General features: G+C 42.4%; 18 protein-coding genes. 7 read left to right on the top strand and 11 right to left on the bottom strand.

The window, feature by feature from the left end:
• Positions 1 to 126: 126 nt before the first annotated feature.
• From thrC to fmt, 3 genes are all read right to left on the bottom strand, one after another.
• On the bottom strand, positions 127 to 1548 hold the full coding sequence (gene thrC / locus QJS82_RS12310) for a threonine synthase (protein WP_281490682.1): 1422 nt from the start codon (positions 1546 to 1548) through the stop codon (positions 127 to 129).
• Positions 1549 to 1606: 58 nt separating this feature from the next.
• On the bottom strand, positions 1607 to 3193 hold the full coding sequence (locus tag QJS82_RS12305) for a transcription antitermination factor NusB (protein WP_281490681.1): 1587 nt from the start codon (positions 3191 to 3193) through the stop codon (positions 1607 to 1609).
• A 104-nt stretch (positions 3194 to 3297) separates the two neighbouring features.
• A complete protein-coding gene (gene fmt / locus QJS82_RS12300) occupies positions 3298 to 4404 on the bottom strand; it encodes a methionyl-tRNA formyltransferase (RefSeq protein WP_281490680.1) in 1107 nt (368 codons plus the stop codon).
• 233 nt (positions 4405 to 4637) lie between these two features.
• On the opposite strand from fmt, the gene QJS82_RS12295 reads away from it, so the two are divergent.
• Positions 4638 to 7640: a response regulator gene (locus QJS82_RS12295; RefSeq protein WP_281490679.1), complete on the top strand. Its 3003-nt coding sequence runs from the start codon at positions 4638 to 4640 to the stop codon at positions 7638 to 7640.
• A gap of 259 nt (positions 7641 to 7899) precedes the next feature.
• Here the strand turns inward: QJS82_RS12295 and QJS82_RS12290 are convergent, their stop codons facing one another.
• The 8 genes from QJS82_RS12290 to rpmH form a co-directional block, all read right to left on the bottom strand.
• A complete protein-coding gene (locus QJS82_RS12290; RefSeq protein ID WP_281490678.1) occupies positions 7900 to 8574 on the bottom strand; it encodes a riboflavin synthase in 675 nt (224 codons plus the stop codon).
• Positions 8575 to 9052: 478 nt separating this feature from the next.
• Positions 9053 to 10108 (bottom strand): bifunctional diaminohydroxyphosphoribosylaminopyrimidine deaminase/5-amino-6-(5-phosphoribosylamino)uracil reductase RibD, encoded by a 1056-nt coding sequence (ribD, locus tag QJS82_RS12285; RefSeq protein WP_281490677.1) that lies wholly within the window; start codon positions 10106 to 10108, stop codon positions 9053 to 9055.
• A gap of 109 nt (positions 10109 to 10217) precedes the next feature.
• A complete protein-coding gene (nrdR, locus tag QJS82_RS12280; protein WP_149490272.1) occupies positions 10218 to 10676 on the bottom strand; it encodes a transcriptional regulator NrdR in 459 nt (152 codons plus the stop codon).
• 148 nt (positions 10677 to 10824) lie between these two features.
• A complete protein-coding gene (mnmE, locus tag QJS82_RS12275) occupies positions 10825 to 12270 on the bottom strand; it encodes a tRNA uridine-5-carboxymethylaminomethyl(34) synthesis GTPase MnmE (protein WP_281491726.1) in 1446 nt (481 codons plus the stop codon).
• Positions 12271 to 12474: 204 nt separating this feature from the next.
• The gene (yidC, locus tag QJS82_RS12270) at positions 12475 to 14157 is read right to left on the bottom strand and encodes a membrane protein insertase YidC (protein WP_281490676.1); all 1683 of its coding nucleotides are present in this window, start codon (positions 14155 to 14157) and stop codon (positions 12475 to 12477) included.
• Between the two features lie 216 nt (positions 14158 to 14373).
• Positions 14374 to 14748 (bottom strand): membrane protein insertion efficiency factor YidD, encoded by a 375-nt coding sequence (gene yidD / locus QJS82_RS12265; protein WP_281490675.1) that lies wholly within the window; start codon positions 14746 to 14748, stop codon positions 14374 to 14376.
• A gap of 1 nt (position 14749) precedes the next feature.
• Positions 14750 to 15121 carry a ribonuclease P protein component gene (gene rnpA / locus QJS82_RS12260; protein WP_201620258.1) on the bottom strand — a complete coding sequence of 124 codons (372 nt, stop codon included), beginning with the start codon at positions 15119 to 15121 and terminating at the stop codon, positions 14750 to 14752.
• A 200-nt stretch (positions 15122 to 15321) separates the two neighbouring features.
• Positions 15322 to 15456 carry a 50S ribosomal protein L34 gene (gene rpmH / locus QJS82_RS12255; RefSeq protein ID WP_007394757.1) on the bottom strand — a complete coding sequence of 45 codons (135 nt, stop codon included), beginning with the start codon at positions 15454 to 15456 and terminating at the stop codon, positions 15322 to 15324.
• Between the two features lie 622 nt (positions 15457 to 16078).
• Between rpmH and dnaA the strand changes: the two genes are divergently transcribed.
• The 6 genes from dnaA (at position 16079) to QJS82_RS12225 (ending at position 25706) form a co-directional block, all read left to right on the top strand.
• A complete protein-coding gene (dnaA, locus tag QJS82_RS12250; RefSeq protein ID WP_281490674.1) occupies positions 16079 to 17524 on the top strand; it encodes a chromosomal replication initiator protein DnaA in 1446 nt (481 codons plus the stop codon).
• Positions 17525 to 17714: 190 nt separating this feature from the next.
• The gene (dnaN, locus tag QJS82_RS12245; RefSeq protein ID WP_201620257.1) at positions 17715 to 18890 is read left to right on the top strand and encodes a DNA polymerase III subunit beta; all 1176 of its coding nucleotides are present in this window, start codon (positions 17715 to 17717) and stop codon (positions 18888 to 18890) included.
• Positions 18891 to 18971: 81 nt separating this feature from the next.
• Positions 18972 to 20222 (top strand): DNA replication/repair protein RecF, encoded by a 1251-nt coding sequence (gene recF, locus QJS82_RS12240; protein ID WP_281490673.1) that lies wholly within the window; start codon positions 18972 to 18974, stop codon positions 20220 to 20222.
• Between the two features lie 608 nt (positions 20223 to 20830).
• Positions 20831 to 23416, top strand: a complete 2586-nt coding sequence (gene gyrB, locus QJS82_RS12235; RefSeq protein WP_281491725.1) for a DNA topoisomerase (ATP-hydrolyzing) subunit B — start codon at positions 20831 to 20833, stop codon at positions 23414 to 23416.
• Positions 23417 to 23556: 140 nt separating this feature from the next.
• The gene (locus QJS82_RS12230) at positions 23557 to 25038 is read left to right on the top strand and encodes a DUF6880 family protein (protein ID WP_281490672.1); all 1482 of its coding nucleotides are present in this window, start codon (positions 23557 to 23559) and stop codon (positions 25036 to 25038) included.
• Positions 25039 to 25097: 59 nt separating this feature from the next.
• Positions 25098 to 25706, top strand: coding sequence for a manganese efflux pump MntP (locus QJS82_RS12225; RefSeq protein ID WP_281490671.1), 609 nt, complete (start codon positions 25098 to 25100; stop codon positions 25704 to 25706).
• The last annotated feature ends 52 nt before the right edge of the window (positions 25707 to 25758 follow it).

Raw genomic sequence — 25758 nt, 5'->3', positions numbered from 1 at the left:
ACTCGCCGACGCTGTTTCTAATATTACAATTATATCTACCATAACACAATCATAAACACTTTATTACAATAGCGTAACCTTTAATTGGATATTAATTTCAATGAATACTTTATATAAATAAGCTACCTAGGCAAGATTTGGCGTCACGTGCTGACGGATTTGCTCAGCGACCAGTTCAGCCTTGTTATCTAGCACCACCACATGCTGCGGTAAGCCCTCTAAGCCTTCGGTATGAGCAGGGCGAGTAATCTCTATTGGACCAATAGCTTCGACAATCGTATCGGCAAACTTAACCGGTAATGCCGTTTCGGCACAAACTATCACTTCACCTTCGCGCTGTAATTCTTTAGCGACTTTAATACCGTCGGCTGTGTGCGGATCGACTAGCTCACCATGCTGCTCATAAAGTGCTTTAATGGTTTGTAAGCGGTCGCTATGGGTAGATTTGCCCGCAGCAAAGCCATAACGCGTATTAACCGCCTCCATCAAGTCAGACAAGTCAAAACCTTGACCGGATTTCACCCCTTCAAATAACTCGCTGACACGGGCGCTGTCTTTGTCGAGTAGTAGATAGACAAAGCGCTCAAAGTTAGAAGCCTTAGAGATATCCATTGATGGGCTGGACGTTACGTAAGTTTTATCGGTCGGACGCGGCTGATAAGCGCCTTGATTAAAGAAGTCGTTGAGTACGTCGTTTTCATTGGTCGCGACGATTAAACGGTCAATTGGCAAGCCCATTTCGCGGGCAATATGACCGGCGCAAATATTACCAAAGTTACCAGATGGGACGCTAAAGCTGACTTTTTCATCGTTGCTTGTAGTAACGGCAAAGTAGGCTTTAAAGTAATAAACGATTTGCGCAAGGATACGACCCCAGTTGATAGAGTTAACTGTACCGAGGTTATAAGCCGCTTTAAATTCAGCATCTTGTTGCAGCGCTTTGACAATATCTTGGCAATCATCAAACATACCATCGATGGCGATATTATGGATATTATCATCGGTCAAGCTATACATTTGCGCACGCTGGAATTCGCTCATTTTGCCGTGCGGTGACAGCATAAAGACTTCGATATTATCTTTACCACGTAGCGCATATTCTGCTGCACTGCCCGTGTCACCACTGGTCGCACCAATGATGGTAATACGCGCGTCTTTTCTTTTGAGTACGTATTCAAAGGCATTGCCCAAGAACTGCATCGCCACATCTTTAAATGCCAATGTCGGACCGTTCGATAATCCTAAAATATATAAGTTATCCTCAAGCTTACGGACAGGAACAATCTCATCAGAACCAAATACCTCAGCGGTATAAGTACGCTCGATGATATCTTGCAAATCAGCGGCAGGAATATCAGTGGCAAAGCGCTGCATAATCGCCATGGCAAGCTGTGGATAGCTGAGCGTGCGCCACTCATCAAGGGTCGTGCTATCAATGTTTGGATAGTGCTCAGGCAGCATCAAACCACCATCTGGCGCAAGCCCCATCAATAGCACATCACTAAAATCCATCGGCGCTGTCTGACCACGGGTACTGATATATTTCATTAGATTGTCCTGTCTATAATGAGGTTATTCAATATTTAAAACGGTTTATTCAGCAGTTTTATGCCATTGTCTTATGAAGCAATGCATAATAAAAACCATCACCACTCTCGCTATCAATCGGCAAGCACTGACGACCGATTGCTTGCGCGATGCCCCAACTGCAGTCTTCGGTAAACTCAATCGCTACCGCGTCATTATGATGACTGATAAAATCCTGCATTTGCTCGACGTTTTCTTGCTTTAAGATAGAGCAGGTCACATACAATAGATAACCACCCGCTTTCAATTGTGGCCATAAATTATGCAAAATATCGGCTTGTAATAATGCGGTTTGCTCAACATCTTCTTCGGTACGCAAAATACTGATATCAGGATGACGGCGAATCACGCCTGTCGCAGTACAAGGGGAATCGAGTAATATTGCATCAAATACCGGCTCATTGGTAGCCGCTTTTTTATTTTTCCCATGCTGCCATCTGGTGGCATCAGCACAGACAATATTCAGTGCGACACTTTTCTCTGCTTGCTGTAAATCGTGCTGACTTAAATTTAAGCGCTGTAAGTTCTCACGAATACGCTCAATACGCGGCGCTTCATTATCGATAGCCGTTACCTTAATATCAGCAGTCACAGGCGTCGATTTAGCATCGTCTTGTTTCACGTGAAACAACGATGATTCGTTATTAGCGCTTATGAGCTCTAACCAGTGAGCCAATTTACCACCAGGTGCCGCGCAAGCATCTAAGATATGCAGCTCATTATTATTGGCTTCTGAATCAATGTCTGTATTAGATTTATCAGTGCTTATTTTAGCCATTAACGCTTTATTAATAATCGGCGCAGCAAGTTGAGCATGCATGTCTTGTACGCTGGCAACTCCAAAAGCAAAATCAGGCAAAGCGTTCACGGCTGTGCTTTGATGCAGCCGGAGACCTTTTGTGGATAGCGTTGTTGCTATAGCTGTATTTGATGAGTTAGGTAAATTAAAACCACTCGTTAGCTCAACGATGTCTGCATCAATTTCTGCCCCATCAAGTGCTTGCTGATAATCCTCTACTGAGCTAACAGCTGAGTTTACGCGTAAAAACATCGGTGCCGCTTGGCGCAAACCTTGGGTCAGCTCATCATACTGCTCGCTCCAGTCTTGCTTAAGCTGATAGGCGAGCCAATTCGGTAGACTATGCTTTTTATCGCACTTCTTACGGAACTTACTAGGATTCTTAGCCACTTTACGCAAGATAGCATTGATTAAACCTGTTGCATGTGAAAACTCGATTTCTTTTGCCGCTTCAACGGTTTCATGAATCGCCGCATGGTCAGCGACTTCCAAATACAGCAACTGCACTAAGCCCACTTGAATGGTGGTTCGAACTTCAACTTCATCGATAGGGTTGTCAGCTAAGGTATCGAGCAAACGCGCCAGTGCATGCCACTGACGTAATGTCGTTAGTAGTAGCGCATGGGCAAAACCTTTATCACCATCATGTAGACTGTTGAGTAACGGATCAAGAACGCTGGCAAGCGACTGACCGTTTTGAATGGCCAGTAAAGTGCGAATGACCCGTACACGTACGCTACCATTCATAATAAGGTTGCTTGATGGTTTGAGCTTATTGTTTCTTGGCGCAGTGTTGGTTTGTCTCATTAAATTGGATTTCCTTGACGTCTGGTCGATCGCGTCTGATAAAAGTTGGATTATTTGGTATTAAATTACCGATATTAAAATATACAGATTTAATTTGGCGTAGGTTATTTCGAATCGGTCGTAAACTGGTCGCCATCATTTAATTGATTACCATGGCAAATTTGCTCAGCGGTCATCGGCTTGCCACCAGCGAACTGCAAGTTAGTGATAGCTAAAGTCGTGGCTGATTCTTCATTGCTTTTTTGTTTGGTCTCATCTTCTTTGCCACAAGCTACTAATATCGCTTTGCGGCCGACGCTAATAACAGTGCCAGCAGGCTCATTGGTTTGCTGTGATGGGTTCACAGGTAAGCTGGCTAAAATTTTGACCCGCTGCCCTGCTAAAAAAGTATAAGCACCTGGCCATGGCGTCAGCCCACGAATTTGTCGCTCAATCTCAGTAGCGGATTGCGTCCAGTCGATTTCGCCTTCAGTTTTGACCAGTTTTTCAGCATAATTGGCTTGGCTGTCATTTTGGGCTACTGCTTGCGCTTGATAATGCATTAAGTCTTTTAATACCGTACTAATTGCCGCAGCGCCAAGCTCAGCCATTTTATCATGTAGGCTCGCAGCCGTATCATTGGCTTCAATAGGCGCGCTGACCTTGTGGAGCATATCACCGGTATCAAGCCCCTTATCCATCTGCATGATAGTAATGCCGGTCTCAGAATCGCCCGCCAGTAATGCACGGTGAATAGGCGCCGCACCGCGCCAGCGTGGCAACAGCGAAGCATGGATATTTAGACAGCCATAAGTAGGCGTGGTCAATACGCCAATCGGTAAAATCAGACCATAAGCCGCGACAATCATGACATCAGGTTGATAGGTTCGTAAAGTCTCACGTGCAGCCATGCCTTCTGTGCTGGATTTTTTAAAGGTGAGAGGCTGCTCAACCGCAATACCATGCGCCAATGCCACTTGCTTGACGGCAGATGCTGATAACTTTTGCCCGCGCCCTGCCTTGCGATCAGGCTGGGTATAAACCGCAACGATATCTATATTCAACGCATCTTGCTGCTTGATAAGCGCTTCAAGGCTGACAGCAGCAAACTCAGGTGTACCGGCAAATACTACTCTTAGCGGCTTAGCGACTGTTGGTATTTCGGTTACGGCGCTTTGCTCAGCTTGATTGGCGTCAATAGATATATCGGATTGTGCAGCAAGTGTGGTCATAGTCAGGCATTATTTATGGTTAATTTGCCTATTATAGGTGAGTTTGTGGTGTTGTGCCATGATTGTAATAGCAGCCATCCAGCGCTATTAATGGTGCTATTTATCTCTATAATAGTAAGCAGGCTCAGCTACTTATTTATCAAATAAGCCATAGCAAGCAAATCTGTCAGATTTATCATTATTTTACGATGCGCCATCACACCGACTTACGGTCGATTTAGGGTCATGCTTTTATGCAACAATTTCAGTCTCTCCAACGCTTGCTGATTTTTTATACGCTGACATTATTGGCGATGTTGTCAGTGTATTACTTCACCATGTTTTATGAGATAAGGCAGGATAGTAAGCAAGACAGCATAGAGAGCTTTTATGCATTGCAGTATGAGATTTCTGAGCTTGCCAACCCTGACAATACTGACATTAAAAAGGTTTTAAAAAAGCCGTTTCTAAAAGACATCAGCTATCAGCTGATTTTTATGATGCCATCTGGACAGACTTATATTCATCGTCATACCCGTCCTAATGAGCGTGATTTTAGGGGTATTACCTTTCCCAAAGTCATCGCTTCACTGCCTTCTAGTAGCAATCATTCTAGTGCCTCTACGGTAAACAATAATGCCTTAATCGGCACCATTGAGCCTGAAAGTGGTCATAAGATTTATACCATCCTGCGTCATAAGCCGCTCGATATCAATTGGATATCGTATCGCTATTGGCTGCCTTTAATGATAGCCATCATGTTTTTTACCATGGCATTACTCTATATGCTCAAACGCCATGCCAATTGGGAAAAGCTCCTCGTTTATACCGATGAGTTAAGCAGCCATACCAAAGATGCCTACATCACGCCGCCGTTTATTGAAAATAAAACCACGGCTGAGTTTTTGCGTTTAGGGCATGCTCTTAGTCGTATCAGTTATCAGCTGCATAATAATCACCGACGCATTACCACCCTAAAACATCGTCTCGAGCGTTTGGTTGATCATGCGCCGCTGCCCATGCTGATGATTATGAGACATGGTCAAATCAGCTTTTTTAATCAGCGTTTTGAGCAAGTATTTGCAACGCCCTTTCAAAGCGATAGCAATTATCAATTGACGGATTTTGTCTTTGCAGAAGACGAAACAACTCAGGCACTATTATATAAACTGGTAGAGCTGCGTGTCACTCGTACCTTATTGGTGTATGGATTACATAATAAAAAAGCCTATCAATTGCATATTACCCCATGGTTTGGTGAGCATGGACAAGTACATGGCTTTACAGTACTGCTAAATAATATCAATGAGATGGTCAATCAAAGCGCGGACTTACAACAACGAAACCAGCAGCTACAACGCCAACTTGATGAGTTTAATACCCTTAAATCAACGATGGGCCATGATTTACGCCTGCCGTTAGAGGCGATGATTGACACCTTAGAGCCGATTGACCCTAGTACCTTAACCGCTAAACAAAATAAAACTGTCACAATTTTAATTCAAACCAGTCATTCGATGCTTACCATGCTTAATGACATGCTAGATATCGGTGAGATAGAGGTGCGGAAAACCCGCCTAAATATTGAGGCGGTTGACCTGTATAAACTTGGGCAAGAAGTCAGTCAATCAGTCGTAGAGAGGACGAAAAACCAAGGGCTAGAGCTCCTTTACTTTTTTACACCGGACAGTCCGCGTTGCATTGATACCGACCATAAGCGCTTGCAGCAAATATTACGCAATTTATTAGACAATGCGGTCAAATTCACCACGGCTGGCTACGTGGCATTGACCATTGATACGGTGAGCAATACGGAGGTATTGTCCATCAAAAACAGAACTTTGATAGACGTTAATAAAGATACTAACACGCCTGAAAACACTGATATTAATAAAGAAAACATCAGTCATGCCGCACACGATTGGGTTCGATTTAGTATAAAAGACAGCGGTATAGGCCTCGATATAGCAAAGCAACACCAACTATTGACTTATCTTAATCAAAACAATAATCAAAATAACCGCCAAAGCCAAAGCAGCCAAAACAACCATCAAGCCAATAACCCAAGCAAAAACCAAAACCTTAACTACATTCAAAATAGCAGCACTGAGAAAGGGCTCGGGTTAAATAATGCCAATAGTTTTGCGCGCTTATTGGGTGGTTTTATTGAAATAAAAAGCACGGTAGCTAAAGGCAGTACTTTTAATCTTTACCTGCCTTGCAAGCGGCCAAATTATCAGCCGGTCTACCACCTTAATCCCCATCTGACCCAGATTCATCTGCTTGCGGTAATCAAACAACCGCTGCGTGCTGACTATCTGCGCCTTTTATGTGCCTATTTATCGATACCAGCCACCATCTCGACTTTTATAGACAGAAGCACGCTACAGCAACTGAGAGAGAGGTTAGCAAAAGAGAAGCAGAGCCTCGCCCCTATCTTGCTGCTAGATTATGAATACTATGAAGAGGTAAATATCGCGCTTTCCAATCAAGCCTTAGCCAGTGATAAAGATATAGACTTTGAAAAAATAAAAAGCATAAACACAGAAAATATAGCAGCTTTGCATAAAAAAGCGGAAGATGAATTGTCTGTTTATATCGATAGACAACAGGCTTTAAACAGTTTGCTTGCCGATACTGCGCTGCCAAAGATATTGGTTAGCATGAAAGCTGAACGCCGTATTCCGTCTATGCTATTAGATAGGTGTGACGGCTTTTTAAACAAGCCAATCGATGTGGCATTGTTACTCTCTGAATTACTGCGTTTGACCTTGGCTGTTAGGCAAACTTTGAGTCAACCAGAAAGTATTCAAGGGGATACCCAAGATAATACCCAAAAAAATAGTAGCCAATTAGTCACAGCTGTAGATGAAGCTAGCAGCGAAACTCTGGCGCCATTAATTTTAGTGGTAGAAGACAGTTTAACCAACCAAAAAATAGCCTGTAAGATATTGGCGAAACTTGGCTATCGTAGTGTGGTTGCAGAAGATGGGCAGCAAGCGTTAGATAAGTTAAAAGACCAGCGCCAAGAAATTGCGCTTATTTTGATGGACTGCCGGATGCCAGTGATGGATGGACTACAAGCGACCCAAGCTATTCGTGCGCAAGGGGATGATATTCCTATTGTGGCACTGACGGCAAATAATACCGAAGAGGATCGTAGCGCCTGCTTGCAAGTTGGCATGGATGAGTTTTTAGCCAAGCCTATTAATAAACTTAAACTGCAAGAGATTTTGCAAACGTTTATTAAAAACTAGGGCGTGTCCTCATTTTAAAAATGGTGATAAAAATGAGATAAATTGTAGCCAAACAAGGAAAATAGTGCAGTTAATATCGGGATATTACCAAGCTATTTGACGAAGTTTGGCAAAATTTAGCCATTTTTAGACCATTTAGATGTCTATCGATTGAATTGAGGACACGCCCTAGTAAACGCTTGCAATATTTGCCAGCCTTATTAAAGCAGCATCACAGCTAAATCGCCAGAAGGAGAGTTATAAATTTAGACTTTAGCCGTTACTTCATAAAACCATTATCTGCCAAAAACGCCTCGGTAATCTTGCTCTTTGGACTGCTTGTATTTGAGCTATCTGCTTGCGATTTATTCAATAAACGCTCTAAATAGCGCGCCACGATATCCACTTCCACATTGACCTTAGCTCCTAGCAACCAATGCTGCGCTATATTGGTCACTTGCGCGGTATGCGGAATGATATTCAGCGCAACGATATTATCGCGTACTAAATTGGTGGTTAGGCTGATACCATCAAGGGTAATAGAACCTTTGGTCGCCGTATAATGCGCCAGCTCTTGTGGTATCTCAACTTCGATATAAATAGAGCGCGCATCTTTTTGCAGCTTACTAACCACGCCTACCCCATCGACGTGACCGGCGACGATATGCCCACCAAAACGGGTGGTCGGCAGCATTGCTTTCTCTAGGTTCACAATATGACTCGGCTTTAAATCTGCTAAAGCCGTACGAGCAATCGTTTCACGTGAAACATCAACAGAGTAGTAATTATTACCAAACTCGACCACGGTCAAACAGATGCCATTAGAAGCAATCGAATCTCCCAGTTTTACATCACTAAAATCCAAACCGTCAGATTCTATCGTTAGACGGATATCACCGCCAGTCGGCTGCATAGACTTTACTTTGCCGACGCTTTCTATAATTCCGGTAAACATATCAACCTCTTTTCATTTTTTATTGCCGTTAAAGGCAGAATATATTATTTAAGCCTATTGTTTCATGTGAATCCATCAATAAATTCGTCAATAATGGCAACTATTAGCTTTTATGCTAGCTATGACGTTTATTATAAACCTAGCGAGAATAAGAAGAATTATGGGATAAGTTGTGGGTAACTAAGGATAATTCAAGACATAGCAGGGTTAAAACCTTGGTGTTTAAAGAGTTATCCACAGAAAGCCTGTTTCTTGCTAATTTTTTATTAGAAATAAAAAATATACATAAGTTATTGATTTTAAATAAATTAATCATAAATATTATTGTCAATAACCACTGATAAGTTTCATGTGAAACAAAGTTATACACAGTTTCATGTGAAACCTTTATTAAACCACTATATTTATCCACATACCCTATCAATAGGTCTAATCTTGTGGATAAAACATTGAAAGACAAGAGTATCTAGCAGATGGTTTATAAAGGGTACAAGGTCAGCTTAAGGTCAGCGCCCAATTGCTCATGACAGTGAATATCGAAACGTAGCTGCTGCGCCAACGATAACGGATTGATAGCAACCATAGGCCGTGCTTGCGTGCCTAATAAGCAAGGCGCTTGATAGACAATGAGCTCATCTACCAGTTGCTGTTGTAAAAAACTACCAGCGACACTTGCCCCTGCCTCTACCAGTACGTCATAACATTGATAGTCACGCACTAGGCTTTTTAATAATTCGATTAAATTCTCTTCCCGCCAATATAATGTATCTGAGCGACGGCATAGCTGATAGTCAGACTGCAAGTCGTGTTTTAGTCGCACTCGTCTATCCAGTATCACTATCTTAGGCGGCGGCACTCGCTCAGGCGCGACACCCAACTGATTTGAGCGTACGTTTAATTGCGGATTATCAACGATGACCGTTTCGCTACCCGTGATAATAGCGCCACTTTGCGCGCGTAATTTCTGTACATCTTCACGCGCAGCCGTGCCCGTAATCCATTTAGACTCTCCAGACGCCATGGCCGTCCGACCGTCAAGACTGGTGGCAATCTTAAGCCTGACATAAGGCATTTGGCTGCGCATCGCCTTTAAAAAGCCTTTATTTAAGGCTTCTGCTTGCGCGGTTAGCAGGCCAACGGTTACGGCTATGCCTGCTTCTTCTAACAGTTTCACACCGCGACCAGCCACTTGAGGATTGGGGTCGAGACCAGCGATGACGACACGTTTTACACCGGATTCAATAAGTGCTCGCGCGCAAGGTGGTGTGCGCCCAGTATGACTACAAGGCTCTAAAGTCACATAAGCGGTTGCACCCATGGCTCGCGTATCGGCGTCTTTTAGGGCAAAAACCTCAGCATGCGGCTGCCCCGCTTTAGGATGAAAACCTTGACCCACTACCTCGTCTGCTTGCACAATCACACAGCCGACAGCGGGATTGGGACGCGTCGTATACAAACCACGCTTGGCCTGCTCAATGGCAAGCATCATAAAATAGCAGTCTGTGGCATCTTGAGAATGATTTGAGTTTGGCATAAAGGTGGACTTAATCAATGATTGATAATTATTATTAAAGACTTTATAGAGTACAGCGAGTAAGAAATATAAACTTGCAAGCAGGCTAAATACTTAGCATGAGTCATGCTTATTTTTCATTAGGACGGATATTGGCAATCTCTTGATGAAAAGCGTCGATATCTTGAAAGTCACGATAAACACTGGCAAAGCGCACATAAGCGACATCATCGAGCGTTTTAAGCTCACTCATAATAATTTCACCCAAGACCTTACTACTGACTTCGCGCTCACCCATTTGCCGTACGCGTTTTTCAATACGGCTAATCATCGCTTCTTGTTCATCAATGGTGATCGGGCGTTTTTGTAAGGGTAATAAAATCGAGCGGCGCAATTTATCATTGTCATAAGGTTCGATTTTGCCACTTGATTTGATAATACGCGGCATCACCACTTCTACCACCTCAAAAGTCGTAAAGCGTTCCTGACAGCTATTACATGAGCGGCGGCGACGCACCTGCGCGCCTTCAGCAGCCAGCCGTGAGTCGATAACCTTGGTATCTGACGCATTACAATAGGGGCAATGCATACTCTATTCCTTGTCTTAATATTAAGCGCTATAGGAGCAATTACTGCATAAACAATGGTATCTGAACAATAGATTTAATGATTAATATGAAACATATTTAAGGCTAAGCAATTTGAGGCTAAGCAACTTAAAGACATCAATAATGACATCATTTACCAATACAGAAGCTACCAAAAATCTTACCTAATAAATCATCAGCGCTAAGTTCACCAGTAATCTCACCCAAACTACGCTGCGCTTGGCGTAAGCTTTCTGCCACTAACTCTCCGGCTTTAAAAACTGTCAGCTGCTCATGCGCTTCTGCTAACGAATCCGCGGTACGTCTTAGCGCATCTAAATGACGCGTACGGGCGATTAAGCTATTTTCTGGCGGATGAAAACCTACTTTAGCACATAAGGTTTCGACTAAGTCCTCAATACCCGCGCCTGTTTCACATGAAACATTGACCTGTTCGTAGCCACGATTCTTGATTTCTGCTTGCGAAATAGAAGTTATCTCATTACTGCTGCTATCGTTTAATAAATCGCTTTTATTGGCAATAATCAGTAAGCGCTTGGCTTCTGGCAACTCACCAAATAGCTGTTCAGCCAATTGTAGCGGTGTGCTGTCACTCTCAAGGTCACGAGTCACATCATAAACCATCAGCAGCATATCAGCCTGCGTGATAGCGGTACGGGCACGTTCAATACCGATACGCTCGACCGTATCTTCCGTCTCGCGCAGACCTGCGGTATCGGTCAAATGCAGCGTCAAACCGTTAAGCACGACGGTTTCTTGTAGCGTATCGCGCGTTGTTCCAGCAACGTCGGTAACGATAGCACGCTCTTGTCCTGCTAAGCGATTCAGCAAGCTTGATTTGCCGGCATTGGGTCTACCTGCAAGGACTACATGAATGCCATCGCGTAATAGCTGACCTTGCTTGGCAGTCGCTAGCACTTGCTGTATTTTAGCTTGCGTTTGCTCAAGCTTATCTTGGATAACCCCATCAGATAAAAAATCAACGTCTTCTTCATCGGGAAAATCAATCGCCGCTTCAACGTGCAAGCGCAGATGAATCAACTTCTCAAGTAACTGGTTAATTTTTTGTGAAAACTCACCGCTAAGCGAGCGAATCGCACTACTGGCAGCAGCGGCACTAGTCGCATCAATAGCGTCAGCGATGGCTTCTGCTTGCACCAAATCCAGTTTATCGTTATCAAAAGCACGGTAAGAGAATTCCCCTGCGCCCGCTTGTTTTGCGCCCAATTCAAACACCCGCGCTAACAGCTGATTTTGCAAAATCATGCCGCCATGACCTTGCAGCTCAATCACATCTTCGCCGGTAAACGAGTGCGGACCTTTAAAATAAAGCACCAAACCTTCATCAATGGTCGTGCCATCAGCCTGATAAAAACGGCAAAAACTGGCCATACGCGGCGTGAAAGCCAACTTACCGGTGAGCTGACACGCAATATCATAAGCACGTGAGCCCGACAGACGAATAACCCCGACGCCACCTCGCCCAAGCGGTGTAGCAATCGCCGCAATGGTTGGAAGGCTAGATAGATTAGACTTTTTAGGTGACTCATCTAAATTATCGGCGGCTAGTGCCATCTCTAAAGAATCCACAATCACTCTCAATAAGCAAAAACCCCATTATAGACGGCTTGATGCACACTGACAAAGCAAACTTCAATGAGCAATTTTTAAAACCATGACGCATGGCTGTTTTCCTCGGCTATCAATGGAGTAAAACGCCATTTTTTAGCACAAAAAAACCACCGCCGGAGCGATGGTTTTTATCAATCAATAAGCTGCTTAGTCCAGAACTTTAACGGTACGACGTTTTTGCTCTTCTTCAACTTTGCGGTTGATTAAGTACTGCTGCGTCATACTGAATAAGTTATTCACAGTCCAGTATAGAACCAAACCTGCTGGGAAGAACAACATAAATGCGGTGAAAATAATCGGTAAAAACTTCATCACTTTCGCTTGCATTGGATCAGCTGGCTGCGGGTTTAGCTGCTGCTGTACAAACATCGACGCACCCATAAGCAATGGTAAAATGAACCACGGATCCATCGCCGATAAATCTTGAATCCATAAAATCCAAGGCGCATGACGCAGCTCAACACTTTCAACCAACACCCAATATAGCGCTAAGAAAATTGGCATTTGCATCAGAATTGGCAAACAACCCGCCATCGGATTGACCTTTTCTTCTTTATAAATTGCCATCATTTCTTGCGACATTTTCATGCGATCGTCGCCATGCTCTTCTTTCAATGCCGCTAGTCGTGGCGCGATAGCACGCATTTTTGCCATTGAATAGTAGCTCTTATTTGAGAACCACATCAGGGCAATTTTCACTAAGATAGTCAGTAAAATAATTGACCAACCCCAGTTGCCGATAACCTTATGAATACCATCCAAAACGGCAAATAATATCTTCGATATTGGCCATAACAAGCCATAATCGACGGTTTGATTCAAACCTACTGCGACTTCTTTGAGCTCAGACTGTACTTTTGGACCAGCATATAAGGTTGCATTCAAAGTCACTTGCTTATTTGGCGCAACATTGACAGGTTGGCTGTTAAAGCCAATAAAATACTCATCACCCGTTTCGCGGCTAAAGAATTTACCCGTAAAGTTTTCAGGCGTCCAAGCAGACACGAAGTAATGCTGTACGATGCCAACCCAACCTTTATCGCTGGTGGTGGTCAACTCACCATCATTAAACTTGCCGAATTTCAGCTTATTATAAGGGTCATCAGGTGTGCCCCAAGCACCGCCCAAATAAGTCGCCATGCTTAGCGCGCCTTTATCAGACATCCCAGGATCTTTACTATCGTCACGTTTTAACTGTGCAAACATCTGCCCTTGCCAAGCATTGGCAGAAGCGTTTTGAATTTGATAGCTGATATCAATCGGATATTTGTCTTGGGTAAAGGTAAAGGTCTTAGTAACTGTTACGCCATCTTTTTTATACGTAAGCGGTACTGACAGCGTTTGCTGACCTTTCTCCATTACATAGTTGTTAGCAGTATGGCTGTATTTAGCGCGGCCTTCTGCGGTATCGATACCATTTTGACCAATCAGACCAGACTGTGCGACATAAACGCGATTGCTATTATTTTCTAACAACACAAAAGGCTTATCACTATCGAGCGTCGCATCATACTGCTTTAGTGCAGCATAAACGATATCGCCGCCTTCTGGATTGATTTTGATGTCATAGCGATCGGTGGTTACCGTGATAAGACCAGCACTAGCAGCAGGTGTTGCTGCTACCGCACCCGTATCTACTGGTAACGTCTGTACTGGAATGTCGCCTGCTGCGCCGCTGGTCGAAGGAATATCCGCTCCTACCGATGTTGCAGTTTTTGGCACCGTGTCTACAGCTGGCGCATCGGCATAATCATCTCGCCATGCCAAAATCAGCAGATAAGCGGTGATTAGCATCGCAATGATGATCATCACCCGAAATATCTTTTGCATAAACCTTTCCTAGATTAAAAAATTAGGGAATGAAAAATCAGGCATGTGTCATGACCACCACAGAGTATTAACCCGTATTCCTAGCGGTAATATCAGCAGTCAATCACATAAAATGTTCATCATTTTACTAAAAAACCACTCTAAATGATACCAAGAGTGTGGATAACTTGTGGGTAACTAAATAGATATCCACAACGGCCCTGTCGCTAATAAGATTTAGGCCTGTTTCATCATATGATTTAGGCGCGAAACATAGCTTATCGTATCTCTAAAAACATATAAACCTTGCCTTCTGACGTCAGCAAGTGCGATAGGGGCTAAATATTGGTAATAATAAGTAGATAAAGGTAACGGCACAAAATCAATGCCATGTCCGCCCAAAGGATGACAGCGACCAATACGTTTTAATAACAGCCAACTACCTGACCAAACGCCATGCCATGCTAAAGCTTGTTTACCGTAATTTGAGCAAGTTGGATAATAACGACAGCGAGCAGGTAATATAGGACTAATTATCTTCTGATAAAATATAATAAAAAAATAAAACAAATTATAGAAAATTTTATTTATTGTTTCTAATAAATAATTCATTTTATTTTTTTTCTATTTTTTTAAATATATTATTGATCTCATTAATCAATTCTTTATTACTTAAACCTTTTATAGATTGTTTAACAATAAAAACAATATCTTTATTTTCTAAGTTACTAGCTTTTACGCGAAACTGTTCACGTACTTGACGTTTTATTAAATTTCGCGCAACGGCAGTAGGTACTTTACGTTTAGTAATGGCCATACCGACTCGAGGCTGCTCATGGGTATTGGTACGCACAAACGCCATTAGATGGCTCTGATGAAGCTTACGCTCAGGTGCATCAAACACCTCACGAAAGGCTGCAGGCGTGAGTAAGCGCTGCGCTTTGGTGAAGCGAGCATTAGGTGGCGCTGAAACAGTATTAGACATAGTACAACCTAGTATAAGAGCTGATAACAATAGCAGAAATAGTAGCGTAGAAATAATCATAAAGTATAGAGACAAAAAAAGCGCCGATGTGGGCGCTTTTAATATATGGCTAAGTGTCAGTTGTGATGATTGACGATCGCAATCTATAAATAATAGAAACACAACAAGCACTATGAGCCATGCTTATCGCAATCTACCGATTATACAGTAAGGCGATGACGTCCTTTAGCGCGGCGACGAGCTAAGACCTGACGGCCTTTTTTAGTTGCCATACGAGCACGGAAACCGTGAGTACGTTTACGCTTGATCACGCTTGGTTGGAATGTACGTTTCATAACTCACCTATCAAAATAATGGACTAAATTCGTAATAACGGAGGATTATACCACCGCATAGTACCTTGGTCAATAAACTAATTAAGTCTGTGTTTATACAGATAAGTTTTATAACAGAGAAAATAGTCTTTTCAATGATTCATTGTTAAAAAACACTGATTTCTAATGCCAATCTACCTACTGAAAACATCTGTTTTGATAATTGAATTTTAAAAGTTATCCACAATTTTTGTCGGTCTCTATAATAATTAACTATTAATATATATAAGTATTGTTGTTATTGGGAGCCGTATTATCTGTGGCTAACCCAGTTTTTTCCTTTAATATCAAAATATTAGACTATGGGTAAGGTTGTGGATAACCTGTGGGTGAAATATGGATAACTCGTGTTGTTTACTTATCCACAAAACTATCCACAGCCTTATCCACAAAAAACAAGGTGTTATCCACAGGCCGTTTGTGTTAGATTAGCCCCCTAGCTGATGTATGGTTTTAAGTAATCTCACCATAGAGTCTCTTAGGTAAGAAACGATTCACTCTATAGGTAAAGATTCAGTGATTTTAACAATAAAAAAGTTGTTCTTTTGACCAATTATTTTGGACTATGGGGTTAGTACTTTTCATGATTGATACAGCAACTATTTGGGATAAATGCCTAAATGACTTACGTTATCACGTTAAAGACAACGTCTTTACGATGTGGTTAAGACCATTATCGGCGCATCAAGAAGCTAATAGCTTGATTATTCTTGCTCCTAATGATTACTTTGTGACCTACATTAAAAAGAACCATCTGCAAGATATACAACAGCTGGTCGCTAAACATAGCCAAGGTAGTGTCGAAGAGGTGATTGTTCGTGTTGATAATGCGGGTCGTGACATGGATGACAGCCATCAATCACAGTCAGGCTCATTGTTTGAAGACGATAAGCCCTCCCCTCCCCCGGCAGATCACAGTTTTCAAACCACGCATAATAATATTGCTAGAGCAGATATTGATGCCAATATGCGTCATGCAGAACTGATCGAGTCTGCCGATGCCAAATCATTAAGCTATCTAAATCCTGACTTCACCTTTGAAACCTTTGTCACTGGTAAGTCCAATAATCTGGCTTACAAGGCCTGTTATGAGCTTGGAAAACGCCAATCAAAAAATCGGCACAATCCTTTATTTATATACGGACCTTCTGGTTTGGGAAAAACGCATTTAATGCATTCTGTAGCACACCGCTATTTAAAAAATAAACTAAGTTTTTATTATTTCACTTCTGAGAAATTTATTAATCAATTGGTTTATTCATTAAGAAATAATAAAATAGAAGATTTTAAAAAGAAAATAAAAAAAGTAGATTTATTAATTGTAGATGATATTCACGTATTAGCAGGAAAGACAAAAAGTAGTAATGAGTTTTTAACTTTATTTGCAGATTTTACCAGTGGTGATAAGCAATTGATTTTGGCATCAGATCGCCATCCATCACAGATGACGGAGTTTGATGAACGTTTTAGGTCGCGTTTTTCGTGGGGTTTGACGGTCGCGGTTGATCCTCCTGAGATTGATACACGTGTACAAATCTTACAGAGAAAAGCGGCATCGTACGGAATGAGTCTCCCTAAAGAATGTGCATTATTTATTGCTCAAAATGTGGTTTCTAACGTCAGGCGTTTAGAAGGTGCGCTCAATCAGGTATTTGCCAATGCCAATCTTACCGGCGCGCCCATTACGCTTGAGATGGTGCAATACGCGCTAAAAGATATTGTTGCGATGCGCGTGCAAGCCGTAAATATGGACAATATTCGTAAAGTGGTTGCTGAATATTACGATATTACAATCAAAGATATGATGGGGCGCAAACGTACGCGCAGTATCGCAAGACCGCGTCAAATTGCGATGGCATTGTCACGCGAGCTAACGAGTGAGAGCTTTCCTGAGATTGGACAGTCATTTGGTGGACGCGACCATACGACCGTGATGCATGCTTGTGATAAAGTAAATGAGCTACGCGCTGCCGATCCAGCGTTTGATAAGGATTACAAAACCTTGGCTTTAATGCTGCAAGCGGGTTAGAGGCTTGTGGTATCGCAATGTTGTCATAAGCAGATATGGTTTATAATACTTTGAGTATCAGTAGACACAAGCTGTATGGATTATCGTTAGTAGACAGGGTATTATTAAGCCATTATTTTAAAATTATATAATTTAAAACCATAAAAAAATCCTTTTAATAAGAGCAACTAATAAACAAGAGTAACTAAGCATGCAATTATCGATTAATCGAGAGTCGTTACTAAAAGCTATTAACTTGATCGCCAAGGCTGCTGATAAGCGCCATAATATGGTTATCTTGGGTAATATTAAGCTACAGTTGTCTGAATCAGCGCTGATTTTGACCGCATCTGATTTAGAAGTAGAGCTGACATCGACGTTGAAATTGCCTGCCGGTGCTTGTATTGAAGCCGGTACGACGACGTTGCCTGCGACTAAGCTCAAAGATATTTGCAAATCACTGCCGTCGCAAGCGCAAGTCAATCTTACCACGCAAGAAAACGAGCGTTGCTTGTTGACCAGTGGCAAAAGTCGTTTCACGTTAGGCACACTGCCTAGCGAAGACTATCCAAGTCTTGGTAATCCTGAAAATATCACACCTTTAACCATTAGCCGTAGCCGTTTGACGGATTTGATTCATAAAACCCAATTTGCAATGGCGATTCAAGATGTCCGTTACTATTTAACAGGCATGTTGTTTGATGTTTCACAGCAGCAGCTGACTACGGTTGCCACCGACGGTCATAGATTGGCGTTAGCGCGTAGCGTTATTGACGTTAGTGCTGATTTGAATATGCAGGCGATTTTACCGCGTAAAGCTGTGATTGAGCTTGAGCGCTTGGCTTCTGAGCTTGGCAAGATGCTGGGTGATAAAGACAACGCAGTCACACTAAGCTTTGGTCGTGAGTTCTTGCAAGTAAGCTTGCCATTTGGTGATGTCGATAGTACAGGGCAGGTGAGTGATAACTTAATGGTGACCTTTACCGCGCGTCTTATCGATGGCAAATTCCCGGATTATCGCCGCGTTATGCCAAGTAATACCGATAAATTGGCGTTGTTTAACCAAGAAAAAATGACTGATGTGCTGCGCCGTGTAGCGATTTTGAGTAATGAAAAGTCTCGCGGCGTAGTATTTAACTTTGCTAGCGATGGTATGGTAGAAGTACGCGCCAATAACGCTGAACAAGATGAAGCAGTCGAGATGATACAAGCGAAGTATCAAGGCGAGCCGATGGAGCTATCTTTTAATGCTGCGTATCTACAAGATGTCTTAGGTGTGATTCAAGGTGATTTGCAAATGCATATGAGCCAATCAAATGCCTCGGTACTGGTTAATCAGCTTAACGATGAGTTCCACCAGTATGTCATTATGCCAATGCGTATATAGTGCAATTCTATTATGAAATTATTTTTTAATAAACTTTTGCCTACTAATTAGTAGGTGGTAATATAGGCGGCTGTCACTGTTATGATTGAACGTCTACAAATCTCACACCTGCGCAATCTAACCCAAGTGAGTCTGCATTCTGCTGCTTGCAACGTCATTATTGGCGCAAATGGTAGTGGCAAAACCTCCTTACTTGAAGCGATATTTTTGCTATCAAGAGGTAAAAGTTTTCGTCATCATCAGCCTAAACGCTATATCCAACACCATCAAAATGCAGCAACAGTGCATGCTAGGCTCAATGATAGCAGTACCTTAGCTATCCAAAAGCAAGCCGATGCGACGACGGTTCTACGTCTGAATCAAACCACGGTTTATAACCAAAGCATCTTAACCGAGCAGCTACCCACGCTACTGATAGATCCCTCGACGATGGATATGTTAGAGCAGGGTAGTGCCAGTCGCCGGCAGCTCTTAGATTGGCTAGTGTTTCACATGAAACAAGGATTTCACCCACAATGGGTAGCTTACCAACGCCTGCTAAAACAGCGCAATAGTTTACTAAAGAAGAGTCGCCATTTAACCCAAGTACAGCTTGCTGAGCTAAAATCATGGGATAAAGGACTCAGTAATCATGCTGCGCTTATTCATCATTATCGTGAGCGTATCTTTACAGAATGGCAGCCTTATTTTGCTGAGAGTATCGCGCAATTATTGCCTGCTTACGCTGAGCAATTAAGCCTGAGCTATAATGCTGGCTATGACACCAGTGTGGCGCTTGAGGTGCAGCTTAACGAGCGCTTAGAACAAGATTTACAACTGGGTTATACCCGTATCGGTAACCACCGCGCTGATATTCATGTGCATTGGCGCTCTATCGATATATCAGAAACGACAAGTGACGATGAAAAGGACGCTAGTTCAAATCCCACCGTAAACATAGACTTCAATACCAAACTACCAATTTTAAAAGAACAAGCGGCCAATGTATTGTCTCGCGGTGAGAAAAAGCTGTTAATCACTGCTTTACGTTTATCACAATTGCCGTTATTGCTTAATGATGAAAAGCCCCCGCTTGCTGTAGGAAAAGACGGTAATAGTGATACCGTGTTCAACAGCTATACCAAGTCGAGAGCCACGCCAGTGGTGTTGCTAGACGATATCACAGCAGAACTAGATGATAGGGCGATAGATATTTTATTGTCGACGTTAGCGCAGCTGCCATGTCAGGTGTTTATGGCCAGCTTAACCGAAGATATTTTACCGTTGGTGCATGAGTATTGGTCAGAACCTAAGATGTTTCATGTGAAACAAGGAAGTTTGACAATTTTATAAACAACAATTTATAAAAAGTCGTTTTTAATGACCAATATCAGCTGAATTTGCGCTTAACTCTTAGCGCATGTTACTTATATTCCCCCTCAATTATCATTATATTGCTTATATTTTTAGCAAAGTAATAACCATCCCAAAATACTTGCTCAATATCGATAAAACTGTCAGTAAACAGTGACTTAGCGACGAAAAAATGTTAAAATAGAGCTTTATTTTTGTCCTATTCTCAGCAAGTTATCTTACAAATTTTTATCAGTATTTTTTAAAGATTTCTTAACACTTATAAGAATCTAAGTGTTTGATAATTATACGCTTAATTTTACTCCGCTTTAATGATGGGTAAAAAAAGTAGAAGCGAATATGAAAAACGGTGCTTGAAAAACAGGCTATGTTTAGAGCTGCTTTTTTAACACGGTTTTATACGCCTTTAAACGACATCTGATAACGTTTTAGCGAATACTATAACTAAATATTTTAACCCTAAACGTTAACTCTAAGATAACGTCATTCAGTATCGCCGCCGTGGTGAGCTGATGACAAATAGCTGATGATGGCTAGATTAAGGAATGCACATGAGTGATTCATTACCTACCGACCACGAGCAAATGATGCCAGACAACGCTCTAGATACTGTTGCCCCCGCTGCTGTCCCTGAAGGATTGCCCTCTGATTATAGCTCCAAAGATATTCGTGTATTGCGCGGGTTAGAAGCGGTGCGCGTACGTCCTGGTATGTATATCGGTGATACCGACGATGGTACTGGCTTGCACCACATGGTCTTTGAGGTGGTGGATAACGCGATTGATGAGGCGTTGGCCGGTCATTGTGACCAAATTGACATCATTATCCATGAAGATGAGTCTGTTAGTGTCATGGATAACGGCCGCGGTGTCCCTGTGGATATCCATCCAGAAGAAGGGGTGTCGGCAGCACAGGTTATTATGACCGTACTGCACGCCGGTGGTAAATTCGATGACAACAGCTATAAAGTATCGGGCGGTCTGCATGGCGTCGGTGTTTCTGTTGTTAACGCCTTATCTAAAACGCTTGAGATGAACATCTGGCGTGAAGGCTATCATTATCATCAAACTTATACCGATGGTGTACCAGACGGCGATATCCAGCAGATGGAAGCGACGGATCAAACCGGTACCCAGATTCGTTTTTACCCAAGTAATGATGTCTTTACCGGCACTATCTTTGAGTACGATATTTTAGCCAAACGCTTACGCGAGCTGTCTTTCTTAAACTCGGGTGTGCGCATCGTCTTAACGGATGAGCGTATCGATAAGCGTCATGAGTTCGAACATAAAGGCGGTTTGTCAGAATTTGTCAGCTACATCAATGCTGGTAAAGATGGCATCAATGATGTCTTTCATTTTGTCAGTGAGCAAGATGATGGCATCAGTGTCGAAGTGGCACTACAGTGGACGGATACTTATAACGAAAAAGTATTGTGTTTTACCAATAACATTCCGCAGCGCGATGGCGGCACGCATTTATCTGGTTTCCGCTCAGCATTGACGCGTGGTCTAAATAGCTATATGGACCGTGAAAACTTATTTAAAAAAGAAAAAGTCGTCGCCACTGGTGATGATGCGCGTGAAGGGTTGACGGCGATTGTTTCTGTGAAAGTGCCTGATCCTAAATTCTCAAGCCAGACTAAAGATAAGCTGGTTTCAAGCGAAGTAAAATCCGCTGTTGAATCAGCAATGCACGATAAGTTTAACGATTATTTATTAGAAAATCCAAGTACTGGTAAAGCAATCGCCAGTAAGATTATCGATGCCGCCCGTGCCCGTGATGCGGCGCGTAAAGCCCGTGAAATGACCCGTCGTAAAACCACCTTAGATATCGCAGGCTTACCGGGTAAATTGGCTGATTGCCAAGAAAAAGATCCCGCATTGTCAGAGCTTTATATTGTGGAAGGGGACTCTGCAGGTGGTTCAGCAAAGCAAGGTCGTAGCCGTAAGACCCAAGCAATTTTGCCACTAAAAGGTAAGATTCTTAACGTTGAGCGCGCTCGTTTTGATAAAATGCTGTCATCTGCGGAAGTTGGTAACTTGATTACTGCGCTTGGTTGCGGCATTGGTCCGGATGAATATAATCCTGATAAAGTACGCTATCATAAAATCATTATCATGACCGATGCGGACGTTGATGGCTCGCACATTCGTACGCTGCTGTTAACCTTCTTTTTCCGTCAAACGCCTGAGCTGATTGAGCGTGGTTATATTTATATTGCTCAGCCACCACTTTACAAGGTGAAAAAAGGTCGTCAAGAGCTGTATCTAAAAGACGATGAAGCCTTAAAAGCGTATTTATTATCATCAACGATTGATAATACCAGGCTGCATATCAGTGCCGATGCGCCTGCCATTACTGGTCATGCGTTAGAGACGTTGTTAAACGACTATAACCAAACCCAGCTTATCAAAGCGCGTTTACAGATTCGTTATCCTGCGGTGTTATTGGATGCACTGACCCATACGCCAAAGCTTAGCACCGATATGACCTATGATAAGTCGGCGATGGAAGCGTGGAAGGCGTCTTTACAGACGCAGCTTGAGCACTTCGGCAGTGATTTAAATCCTGAGATTGAACTGGTCAATATCCATGCGCCGCAACCAAAAAACATGGATGCCGCTGCTGCTGATTTATTGGGTATGAAACCTGTCATCGAGCCTGAAGCGGGCGCTACGTTAGATAGTGACGGTGAAGCACAGCCTGCTAAAGCCCAATGGTTGCCACGTATCACCGTTTATGTGCATCAATTGGCGCATCATTATCTGCTCGATGCCAGCTTTATCAATTCAGGCGAGTATACCAAGCTGCTGCGCTTATCAGCTGAATGGAATACGTTACTTGCAGAAGATGCCTTTATCCGCCGTGAAGCCACCGCAGGTACCACTAAAGACATCCCAGTACGCGACTTTGATTATCTCTGGCAACAGATGATGCTTGATGCGCGTCGTGGTTTGGCGATTCAGCGCTATAAAGGGCTGGGTGAGATGAACGCTGATCAGCTGTGGGATACCACGATGGATCCTGAAAACCGTCGTATGTTACGCGTTACGATTGAAGATGCGATTGCTGCTGACCATATGTTTACCTGTCTGATGGGTGATCATGTCGAGCCACGCCGTATCTTTATTGAAGAGAATGCGTTGACAGTATCTAATTTAGATATTTAGCTTTTAAGCTTTGAGTTTATAGACCTTAAAGTTATAGTTTTGAAGTTTGAATATAATTGTTTATTGGTATAAAGTTATCTTGCTCGCAAGGTGGCTTTTTTTATGTGAAACATTACCAGTAAAATAGCGAAGGGAATACTATGCTAAACGCAGAACAAAAGAAGTATTTGTCACAACTATCAAAAATGGCCTTAATTGATTTTGTCTCTGATGTGTATGGTATAGATAAAATGCTCGATAAAAAAATTGAGCGTCTGCTATTACAATCAGATAAACCTAAACTTATAAAAAAGTTAACCACTACACTAAAAGGACTTAGAAGACGAAGGAAATTTGTAGATTACTGGGAATCTAGCGAATTTGCCACTGAGCTTCAGCACTTAGCCAGTGATATAATGAGCCTTTATCCTGAGCAACCACAAGAGTGCTTGACGTTACTTGAGTTATTTATAGAGTCTACTAATGCTAGCCTAGAACGTGCTGACGATTCCAACGGTTATATTGGTGATATTTATAGGAGTTTGACGTCATTTTGGCTAACAGTGGCTAGCACTTGCTATGAGCAAGAAAAGCGAGACATACCTGTTGATGAGCGCGATATACTCAGCCAAGCTTGGGTAAAGAAAGTGAGAGTACTGGCTGACGATAATGATTATGGTACCAAAGATAGTTTATTAGAAAACATTGATCAACTGTTATCTGAGCCTGAGATACGTGGGTTGATCGCTGATTATCAACAAGAGCGTGAGATTATCCAAACAAAAAAGGCAAATAAAGATAGGCTCAACGAAAGGCAAAACAGCCCTTTAAGCGATGATGCTTTTTCAATTAACTATGACAAAATGGTAATTGAGATCGCCATAAAAAATCTAACAAGGGCGCTAGGTGATGTGGGTTTTTTTGAAACCATATTTTTTGAGATGCAAGAGACTAGACCGGTTCATCCTCGAAGATTAGAAGAGTTGCTAACATTTCTGCTAAATCAAAGAGCTTTTGATAAGGCACTACACTACTTAAATGAAGAGTGGCAAAGCGATGGTCTATTAGATAAGATCAGACGTTTGGATTGGCTGAGTCACATATATCACATGCAAAAAGATACCGATGCGCTCATGGAGGTGCTAGGCGAGGCGTTTGAGCTACAATCAACCCCTTCGCGGCTAAAAGCTATCATGGCGGTGGCCAGTCCTGCTCAGCAATCTAAGTGGCGAAAAAGAGCTTATGAGCTGGCAGAACAACAAGAAAATGTATTTATGGCAACATCGCTACTGCTCGAGATAGGAGAGATTGAGCTTGCTAATGAGGTCGCAGTTGCCCGTCATTCCCATTTTGCTGATGTGCATTATACAGATCTAACAAGCATGTTAAAAGATTTGCCAACTAAGACAGATTTACTTCAAGTTATTATTTATCGCACTTTACTGACTGATATTCTAGACAGCTCCCGCAGCAAAGCTTATGGTCACGCGGCTCGCTACTTCCATCGTCTAACAAAGCTTGATACGGTTATTAGTAAATCGTCTAAGCCTTACAGTGAACTTGCGACCCATAAAGAATATGTCATTACGCTTAAAGATAAGCATGGTAAAAAGCATAGTTTTTGGGAAAAGGTAAACGATTAGATTGATGTAGTGTTTCACGTGAAACTTATGGCAATAAGCAGAAATAAGCGAATAATAAAATGATTGAAGTTGTATTACTTGCCATTGCTCTTGCGATGGATGCGTTTGCTGTTGCGATTGGGCTAGGGGCGAAATCACAAAAACAGCGTCGTCATTATGTGCTGCGTTTGGCGATTTATGCGGGTTTGTATTTTGGTATTGCGCAGGGCGTGATGCCACTGATTGGTTATTTATTGGGCGCAGCTTTATTAGGCTGGTTGGCTGCTGCTGCACCTTGGATTGGTGGCCTTATTCTTATCGGTCTTGGTAGCAAAATGCTTTATGAGGTGTTTTTAGGAGATGGAGAAGAGGCGGTAGATAAAGCGCTGCATATAAATAGTGAGGCAGTGTCTGTAAATGACAGCCTAAAGAAAAATATCAATCATCGCACCATGTTTACCCTTGCGATTGCCACCAGTATTGATGCCATGGCAGCTGGTTTTACGCTGAATTTGTTGGCGCTTAATGCGTGGTTAGCTTGTTTAATCATCGCTATTATCACTGCTGTTTTTAGCGTCTTTGGTGTGTATTTGGGTAAGAAATCAGGTACGTATCTTGAAGATAAGGCGGAAGCGCTAGGTGGATTAGTGCTTATACTTATTGGCTTAAAGGTGATGTTCTTTAGCTAACTTATTAACCTTTAGCTTTTACTCTATAAAAAAACACCGCCTTGGACCAAAG

This window comes from Psychrobacter maritimus, assembly GCF_029953575.1.
GTDB classification, from domain to species: Bacteria; Pseudomonadota; Gammaproteobacteria; order Pseudomonadales; family Moraxellaceae; genus Psychrobacter; species Psychrobacter maritimus.
Note: the sequence above shows the minus strand (reverse complement) of the source record. Positions and strands in the feature narration are given on the sequence as shown.